Source organism: Streptococcus suis, assembly GCF_019794555.1.
GTDB lineage: Bacteria > Bacillota > Bacilli > Lactobacillales > Streptococcaceae > Streptococcus > Streptococcus suis_AB.
This window is the reverse complement of sequence record NZ_JAIMEP010000017.1, coordinates 38,858-47,807: the sequence shown is the minus strand read 5'-3', so window position 1 is coordinate 47,807 and position 8,950 is coordinate 38,858. Positions and strand designations below refer to the sequence as shown.

The following is an 8,950-nucleotide window of genomic DNA, read 5'->3' as shown; positions in this document are numbered from 1 at the left end:
AAAATAGTCCAAGATAATAGAGATAAAAGAAAAACACAGACAGTTCGGCTGAATTTCATCAAAATCAGCTTGAATCTATCTGTGTTTTTTATTTACTGGCTAGTTTTTGCCCAGCCTCTCTCATTTCCAACCTTTTAATAAAAATGACTGTCCCCCGGACAGTCATTTTTATTAAAAGCCATCTACATTTGTGTAGATTTTTTGTACATCTTCGTCGTCTTCGAGGGCGTCGTAGAGTTTTTCAAATGTTGCGAGGTCATCACCTTCAAGTGATACCTCTGATTGTGGGATCATTTCAAGTTCAGTGACGTTGAACTCTTGGATTCCAGATTCTTTAAGTGCAACGATGGCCTTGTGCAAATCAGTTGATGCTGTATAGACAGTGATTGCTCCGTCTTCTGCTTCTACATCATCGACTTCAACATCTGCTTCAAGTAGCAATTCGAAGATGGCATCTGCATCATCACCTGCAAAGACAATCACACCTTTTTTATCAAACATGAATGATACCGAACCAGATGCACCCATGTTCCCACCGTTTTTACCAAAGGCAGAGCGAACATTAGCAGCTGTACGGTTTACATTTGAAGTAAGTGTATCAACAATTATCATTGAACCATTTGGTCCAAAACCTTCATAACGACCTTCCACAAAGGTTTCGTCAGTATTCCCTTTTGCCTTGTCGATGGCTTTATCAATGATATGTTTTGGAACCTGCGCTTGCTTAGCACGGTCGATAACGAATTTCAGCGCTGAGTTTGTTTCTGGATCTGGGTCACCCTTTTTCGCTGCTACATAGATTTCAACACCAAATTTGGCGTAAACTTTTGAGTTAGCACCGTCTTTTGCGGTTTTCTTGGCTACAATATTGGCCCATTTACGTCCCATGGGGAACCTCCTACATTTTATAAAATCGCTTTATTATACCACAAATAACAAGGATTGAGAAGATTTTTAAAATTGAAAAACAAGCTCAAAATGAACTTGTCTCTCAATTCTTATAATTCTACAGTTGCAACTTGACTATCTTTACTTACTTGACCAAGGTTTACAAGACTGACAGATTTAATTTCTGCAGAATTTGTAAAGGCTACTACAATTGTTGTTTCACGGTCAGCTGAACGGATAGCATCCAAATCTGCTACAAGGAGTAAGTCACCAGCTTGAACATGTTGTCCATCTGCCACCTTTGTTGAGAATGGTGCCCCATTAAGAGCAACAGTGTCTAATCCAACGTGTACCAAAACTTCTACACCCTGGTCTGACAAAATACCGACAGCATGTTTTGTAGGGAAAACACTGGTTACAATACCAGAAACTGGTGCGTAGACATTGCCATTTACAGGCTCAACTGCATACCCATCACCCATCATTTTTTGTGCAAAAACAGGGTCATTCACTTCAGTAATAGATACAGCTTGTCCATCTGCTACTGAGTAAACAGCTTCAGTGATTCCTTTGAACTTAGTTTCAACTGTCACTGTATTAGTAGAAACCACTTCTGAACGAGGAATAGCTACGCCAGATTCTAGCAAGTCTTGAATGTCTGATTTGAGAACATCTGCTTTTGGTCCGTAGACTGCTTGAACACCTGAATCTTTGATAATCAAGCCCATAGCACCAGCCTGTTTCCAGGCATTCTCATCCCCGACTTGTGCAACTTCCTTCACACTAACACGTAGACGAGTCATACAAGCATCAACATCTTCAATATTATCACGACCACCAAGTAGGTTAATAATTTGCACCACTTGTGAATTTGCATCCGCAGTATCTACATTTGAGTTAGAAACTACATCTGTTGTCTCAGTATCATAGTTACCATTACGTCCTGCTGTTGCTAGATTAAATTTCTTAATCATAAAGTTAGCAATGAAGTACATAAGAACAGCAAAGAGTACTGATACCCAGATAAAGTTTACAAGGTCCATACCGATGCCGGCTTTAATCGCCATTGGTGTACGAGTAAGGAATTCAATATTACCAAATGAATGCACACGTAAATTAACGACATCGGCCATCGCAAAAGCAGCACCTTGTACGAATGCATAGACTAGATAAAGAGGCATAGCCGCAAACATGAACATGAATTCAATTGGTTCTGTTACACCTGTCAAGAATACCGCTAAAGCAGATGAAATAAACATCCCTTTATACTTATGTTTCTTGTCTTCGTCAACATTACGATACATTGCGTAAGTTAAGCCCATCAAAATCCCTGAAGAACCAATCATTTGACCAACTTTGAAACGTGCTGGTGTGATGTTAGCAAGAAGATCATTGTATTGAGTCATATCGCCAGCATCTTTCAGATTAATCAAGTCTGTAACCCAAGCCAACCAAAGTGGATCTTGTCCAAATACTTGTGTACCCGCTTGTGCACCTGTCAAGATGTCATAAGTACCACCTAGTGATGTATAGTTCATCGGAATAGTCAACATATGATGAAGACCAAATGGAAGAAGCAAACGCTCCAAGGTACCATAAACGAATGGTGCTAAGATTGGTGCTGTATCCTGTGAACTTGCAATCCATTTACCGAAGCTGTTGATTCCTGTTTGAACAACTGGCCAGAAAATGGCTAAACAGAGTGCCACCAAAATTGAACGATAAATAACAACAAATGGTACAAAACGTTTTCCGTTAAAGAATGTTAATACATCTGGTAATTTACGATAGTTGTAGTATTTATTATATGCTGTAGCACCCACAAAACCAGCAATAATACCAACGAAAACACCCATATTAAGAGCTGGTTGTCCTAAGATATTTACAAAGTAACCTGAAACAGGAATTTCAGTACCAAAAACAGTTGTTACTGTTGCAGCAGCATCAGCGAGCATATCCGTTGTCACACCGAAAAAGTGACCTGTAATCAAGTTAATCAATATGAAGGCTAGACCTGCCGAGAATGCACCGCCAGCTTTTTCTTTAGCCCAGCTACCACCGATTGCTAAAGCAAAAAGCAAGTGTAAATTCCCAATAATACCCCAACCAATTTGGGCAATAATATTCCCAATACGAATCAATAATTCTGACTCAGGACTGATCAATGGGATAGAGTTCCCAATAGAAACCATGAGACCTGCTGCAGGCATAACTGCAATCACGACCATCAAACACTTACCGAATTTTTGCCAAAATTCGAAACTAAGAAATTTTTTCATTTTTTCTCCTTTATTTTTCGGCCTTACGCCATTTATACACTAAATTCAACTTCCACACCAAAATGGTCTGAAATGATAGGACGGTTATGTCCATTAAAGATAACCTTACTTGTAAAAACTGTTTTTTCTTGGTTGAAAAAAACATAGTCTAACCGTTTCTCTTGGCTATGACCTGCCCAACCATCAATTGCTTTTTCAGCAGTTATTCCTTTATCTTTTTCTAGCGCTAACTCGTAGGTATCATGGAGCCCAAGATTCTTGATTGCATCGTAGGCATCCCGGTCTGAGATTGCATCAGTATTAAAATCCCCCATCAGAATTTTAAACCGCTGATGACCCGTACGTTCGACAATTGTTCGAATATTGTCCAGCTGGTCCTCTTCTTCACTACCTGGTAAATTAATATGACACGAATAGATATCAATTAACTGGTCTTGATAGAAAACTGTCAACCCCATAATTTTTCGAGACAAGATAGAATGAATACTATTATTTTGACTACAATAAAATGAATCAGCCTCATAGACAGGGAGCTTCGTCAAAAAAGCAATCCCTTCCTCATAACGATCATAGCCAATGTGAGAATGACTCCAATGATAGGAATAATCAAACTGCCCAAGATCTCTTAATTTTTCTAATAAAATCAAGCCATAATTACCCATCTTCAATTCTCTTGTGACGAATTTAGAAGCTATAAGCTGATTAACCTCCTGAAGAGCAATGACATCATAAGCCTTTTCGGCAATTGTTTGAGCTAGAATATCTAGTTTTTCATCCTGGTTTTCTTCTAACCAAGCATGGACATTTACTGTCAGTAATTTCATGACTCTCCTTTCCTAAATAATACGTAACCGTTTTCTTTATATCCATAGTATAGCGTAAACGTTTGCATTAGTCAATAGCTTTTCCGTAATATTTTAAACTTTTACGTAAAACTTAGTAGAGGTAGTGAAAATACAGCTGTATTTCCCTTTTCTAAGCCTTTTATGGTACACTAATGAATAGAAAGATGGAAATACAATGAGTAAATATAAGAAAGTTTATCAAGATATCAAGAAAAAGATAGAGGATCAAGTCTGGTCAACAGGACAAGCATTACCAACTGAGAATGAATTGATGGAGATCTACTCTTACTCTAAAGACACCATTCGAAAGGCTCTGTCCCTTCTTGAAATGGATGGCTACATTCAAAAAAAACAAGGGAAATCTTCAATTGTAATCGAACACGGGTTAATGAAGGAACAATATCTTTCTGAAATTAAGACCGCTGGAGAATTGAACAAACGTTCTAAACACCAGATTCAAACAGAACTTACCTCACTATATATCGTTCAGGGGCAAGATGATTTAATGTCTACCTTTGAAGTTGATGATAAAGTAGATTTTTATAGAGTGAGTCGGGTAAGAACGATAGATGGTGAGCGTTTGGAATATGAAATTTCCTATTTTGACCGTAGAGTCGTCCCTTATCTCAGTAAAGAAATTGCTGAAAGCTCTATCTATAGCTATTTAGAGAAAGAATTAAAGTTAACAATCTCTCATTCTCGACGGGAAATTTCTTTCCGCTTTGCGAATGAAGAAGAAAAGCAATTAATGGACCTAGCCGACTATGAGATGGTGGTCGTGGTTACCAGCGTTACCTATCTCTCAAACGGTCAAGCCTTTCAATATGGAACAATTAGCTACCGTCCAGACAAAGTCAGCTTTGTCTCAATGGCAAAACGGTAAAAGGAACTAGCATTCTAGCTCCTTTTTTTGTGCGATTATTAAAAAACTAGTCAGTACTTTCTCGAAAAAAAGAATGTCTCTTTTTTCGAGACATTCTTTTTTTCATTAATATAATATAAGGAGGGCTCAAAAGTATTTTTGAAAATCAAAGCTGTCAGGTCCAAACCAGTTTGATTTTCATATCAAGGAATAGGTTGATCTGATAAATTGTTGGAGTGGTTCAATCAACTTTCCTTTTTGCCACTTTAAATTAGTTGCTGTGCCAAATATCTTCGTTGTACTGTTCAATCGTACGGTCTGAAGAGAAGAATCCAGCTTTAGCAATGTTATGAACAACTTTCTTATTCCATGAATCTTGATCTTCATAATCTGCAAAGACTTGTTCTTTTACTTCAATGTATTCAGCCAAGTCAATCAAGGTCATGAACCAGTCTTTCGAAATCAATTCATGGTGCAAGCGTGCAAGACGTTCCTCGTTACCAAGCGCCTTCACTTCATCGCTAACGATAAAGTCAACTGCACGTTTAATATTTTCATCGCCATTATAGTAGTCAGCCGAAACATAGCCTGCTTTGTCATAAAGATCAATAATTGTATCAGAGTCTTTACCAAATGTGTAAATATTTTCACTACCTGCAAGTTCTGCGATTTCAACGTTTGCACCGTCCATAGTACCAAGTGTCAATGCACCATTCAACATGAATTTCATGTTACCAGTACCTGACGCTTCTTTAGAAGCCAATGAGATTTGTTCTGAAATATCAGTTGCAGGGATCAATTTTTCAGCTACAGTTACATTGTAGTTTTCAACCAAATGAACATTGAGGTATTTATTTACTTCTGGATCATTATTGATCAACTCTGACAAGCAAAGAATCAAATGAATGATGTCTTGAGCGATAATATAAGCTGGAGCTGCTTTACCACCGAAGATAACAGTGATTTTACGTTTTGGAAGGTTACCATTCTTGATTTCAAGGTATTTATGGATAACATACAAGGCATTCATTTGTTGGCGTTTGTACTCGTGGAAACGTTTGATTTGTGTATCAATAATAGAATTTTCATCCAGTTCGATACCTTTGTTGTCTTTAAGGTAACGTTTCAAAGCCAATTTATTATTGAATTTGATTTCAGCCAACTTAGCATGAACTTCCTTGTCATCAGCAAATGCAAGCAATTTTTCAAGTTTAGTAGCATCTGTTAAGTACTCATCACCAATCAATTCTTTGATGTAATCAGCAAGGTCTTGGTTGGCAAATTCCAACCAACGACGGAAAGTGATACCGTTTGTTTTATTGTTGAATTTTTCTGGGTAAAGCTCGTAGAAAGCTTTCAATTCAGAGTTTTTAAGAATTTCTGTATGGAGCGCAGCTACACCGTTCACTGAGTTAGAGAAGTGGATATCCATGTGAGCCATGTGTACACGACCTGATTCATCAATGATTTGGACTGCTGGGTCTTTAATTTCTGCACGAATAAGGGCATCCAATTCTTTGATAATATCAACCAAGTGTGGCACCACTTCTTCAAGGAACTCAAGTGGCCATTTTTCAAGTGCTTCCGCCAAGATAGTGTGGTTTGTGTAACCAGTCATATTCTTAACGATGGCAACTGCTTCCGCAAATTCAATACCATGTTTTTCAGTCAAAAGACGGATCAACTCAGGAATTACCATTGATGGGTGAGTATCGTTGATTTGCACATAAGCGTAGTCAGCCAAGTCATGCAAGTTTGAACCACGTTCAATAGCTTCATCAATCAAAAGCTGAGCCGCATTCGATACCATAAAGTATTGTTGGTAGATACGAAGTAATTCACCATTCTTATCAGAATCATCTGGATACAAGAAGAGTGTCAAGTTTTCTTTAATATCAGTCTTGTCAAATGAAATACCATCTGTAATCAAGTTGTAATTCACTGACTCAATATCAAATAAGTTAAGGTAATTCTTAGTTTCTTTTTTGTAGCCAAGAATGTCAAGACGGTCCAATTTTGATTTCAAAGTAAAGTTTTTGAATGGAACATCATAGCTGATAGTTGTTGGAATCAACCAAGAATCATTTTCAATCCAGAAGTTTGGTTCTGCTTCTTGCTCATTTTTCTTAAATACTTGACGGAAAAGACCACAGTGATAGTTAAGACCCACACCTTCACCGTTGATAGCAAGTGTTGACATAGAGTCAATAAAACATGAAGCCAAACGACCAAGTCCACCGTTACCTAGTGATGGTTCTGGTTCAACGTCTTCAACTTGAGCCAATGACTTACCAGCCGCTGCCAATTCTGCTTGAATGTCTTTGTAAACACCCAAGTTAATCAAGTTGTTTGACAAGAGTTTACCGATAAGGAACTCAGCTGAGATATAGTAAACCTTACGTTTTCCTGTATTTTTTGGTTTTGTAGCTGCAGCTTCTTTTACGTAGTTTAACAATTGAAGATAGATTTCTTCGTTTGTTAAATCAGCTAATTTTTTCGAAGTATTTGTTTCTGCAAATGTTGTAAATTTAGTCATGTTGTTCATTTCCTCTTTGATATAGTAATGTCATTTTTGTCAAGAAGTCTTTACGTTCTTGCGTTAAATCTTCAGCTCTCATACGCCATTCCCAGTTTCCACCGATAGTAGATGGCATATTCATTCGACTTTCTTCACCCAAATCTAGGATGTCTTGCATGGTTGCAATAGCAGTATCACTTACTGTTGCAAATAACATGCGGAGCATTGCTTGGCTAACTTTCTCAATCGGTTTACGGTTGCTGTAAGCATCTACATATTCTTGTTGCTCCGGTTCAAGATTATTGTACCAACCATTGACAACCTCATTATCATGAGTTCCAGTGTAGGCAACCGAATTAGGAATGCAACGATGCGGTGCATCAATACTCTTACCTGTTACGTCAAAGAAACCAAATTCTAAGATTTTCATCCCAGGATAGCCACAATCTGCAAGCAATTTACGAGCTTTGGCGTCAATATTTCCAAGGTCTTCCGCGATAATCGGAAGGTCTCCAAGTGTCTCTTTAACAGCTTTGAATAAACTGTAGCCAGGACCTGGTTCCCAAGTACCTACTTTTGCCACCTCAGCTTTACCATCAACTTGCCAGAAGTCTGAGAACCCTTTGAAGTGGTCAATCCGAAGGACATCATACAGCTTAAAGCTTTCATGAATTCGATAAATCCACCAGTTATAGCCAGTTTTTTCATGTTCTGGCCAATCGTAAATAGGATTTCCCCATAATTGACCATCCGCTGAGAAGTTATCAGCAGGTACACCAGCTACATAAAGTGGCTTGCGTTCACTATCCAATTTGAATAGTTGAGGTTTTGTCCACACTTCAACGCTATCAGCGGAAACATAGATAGGCATATCTCCGATGATTTTGATGTGGTGTTTGTTCGCATATTCTTTCAACTGTTTCCATTGGCTGAAGAAGAAATACTGTGTGACTTTGTAGTAGTCAATTTGATTGGCTAATTCTAAGCGATATTTATCAAGTGCTTCTTCATTTCGAGCGACCACCTTTTTATCTTCCCATTCTTGGAGCGCTTTATTGCCAAAGTATTCTTTGATAGCCATAAATTCAGCATAATCTGTTAACCAAGATGAGTTAGCTTTTTCAAACTCTAGAAAAGCAGCTTTTTTCTTATCATCTTGTAAAAATGCTTGAACAGCTTTTTCCAAAATTGGACGACGTGCTTGATAAATTAGTGCATAATCTACTTTTTCAGGATTGTCCCCGAAATTGACATCTTGGAAATCTTCTGGTGCCAACAACCCCTCTTCTACCAAAAGATCGAAATCTATCAAGTGTGTATTTCCTGCAATTGCAGAGAAAGATTGGTACGGAGAATCTCCGTAGCTCGTGGTTGTTAGTGGTAAAATCTGCCAATAAGTTTGCTTTGTTTCTACCAAGAAATCAACAAAATCATAGGCTGATTGTCCAAAAGTACCAATACCAAACTTACCTGGAAGTGAGGTAATATGCATTAATATTCCGCTGGTACGATTTGTCATAAAAACGTTTTCCTTTCTGTCGGTTACGTATATTAGTTT

At 38.0% G+C, this 8,950-nt stretch carries 6 protein-coding genes; 1 reads left to right on the top strand and 5 read right to left on the bottom strand.

Annotated features, from left to right (window positions below):
- Positions 1-171 precede the first annotated feature (171 nt).
- From K6V48_RS07875 to K6V48_RS07865, 3 genes are all read right to left on the bottom strand, one after another.
- On the bottom strand, positions 172-888 hold the full coding sequence (locus K6V48_RS07875) for a YebC/PmpR family DNA-binding transcriptional regulator (RefSeq protein WP_222368913.1): 717 nt from the start codon (positions 886-888) through the stop codon (positions 172-174).
- A 110-nt stretch (positions 889-998) separates the two neighbouring features.
- Positions 999-3,167 carry a PTS transporter subunit IIBC gene (locus K6V48_RS07870; RefSeq protein WP_222368910.1) on the bottom strand — a complete coding sequence of 723 codons (2,169 nt, stop codon included), beginning with the start codon at positions 3,165-3,167 and terminating at the stop codon, positions 999-1,001.
- 32 nt (positions 3,168-3,199) lie between these two features.
- Positions 3,200-3,991, bottom strand: a complete 792-nt coding sequence (locus tag K6V48_RS07865; RefSeq protein WP_222368907.1) for an endonuclease/exonuclease/phosphatase family protein — start codon at positions 3,989-3,991, stop codon at positions 3,200-3,202.
- Positions 3,992-4,187: 196 nt separating this feature from the next.
- Between K6V48_RS07865 and K6V48_RS07860 the strand changes: the two genes are divergently transcribed.
- The gene (locus tag K6V48_RS07860) at positions 4,188-4,895 is read left to right on the top strand and encodes a UTRA domain-containing protein (protein ID WP_222368906.1); all 708 of its coding nucleotides are present in this window, start codon (positions 4,188-4,190) and stop codon (positions 4,893-4,895) included.
- 250 nt (positions 4,896-5,145) lie between these two features.
- Here K6V48_RS07860 and glgP read toward each other — a convergent pair whose 3' ends face one another.
- Both glgP and malQ read right to left on the bottom strand, forming a co-directional pair.
- Positions 5,146-7,410, bottom strand: coding sequence for a glycogen/starch/alpha-glucan family phosphorylase (glgP, locus tag K6V48_RS07855; RefSeq protein ID WP_024391808.1), 2,265 nt, complete (start codon positions 7,408-7,410; stop codon positions 5,146-5,148).
- Positions 7,403-8,911 (bottom strand): 4-alpha-glucanotransferase, encoded by a 1,509-nt coding sequence (gene malQ / locus K6V48_RS07850; protein WP_172039520.1) that lies wholly within the window; start codon positions 8,909-8,911, stop codon positions 7,403-7,405. The genes glgP and malQ overlap by 8 nt, the downstream gene beginning before the upstream one ends.
- Positions 8,912-8,950: the final 39 nt, after the last annotated feature.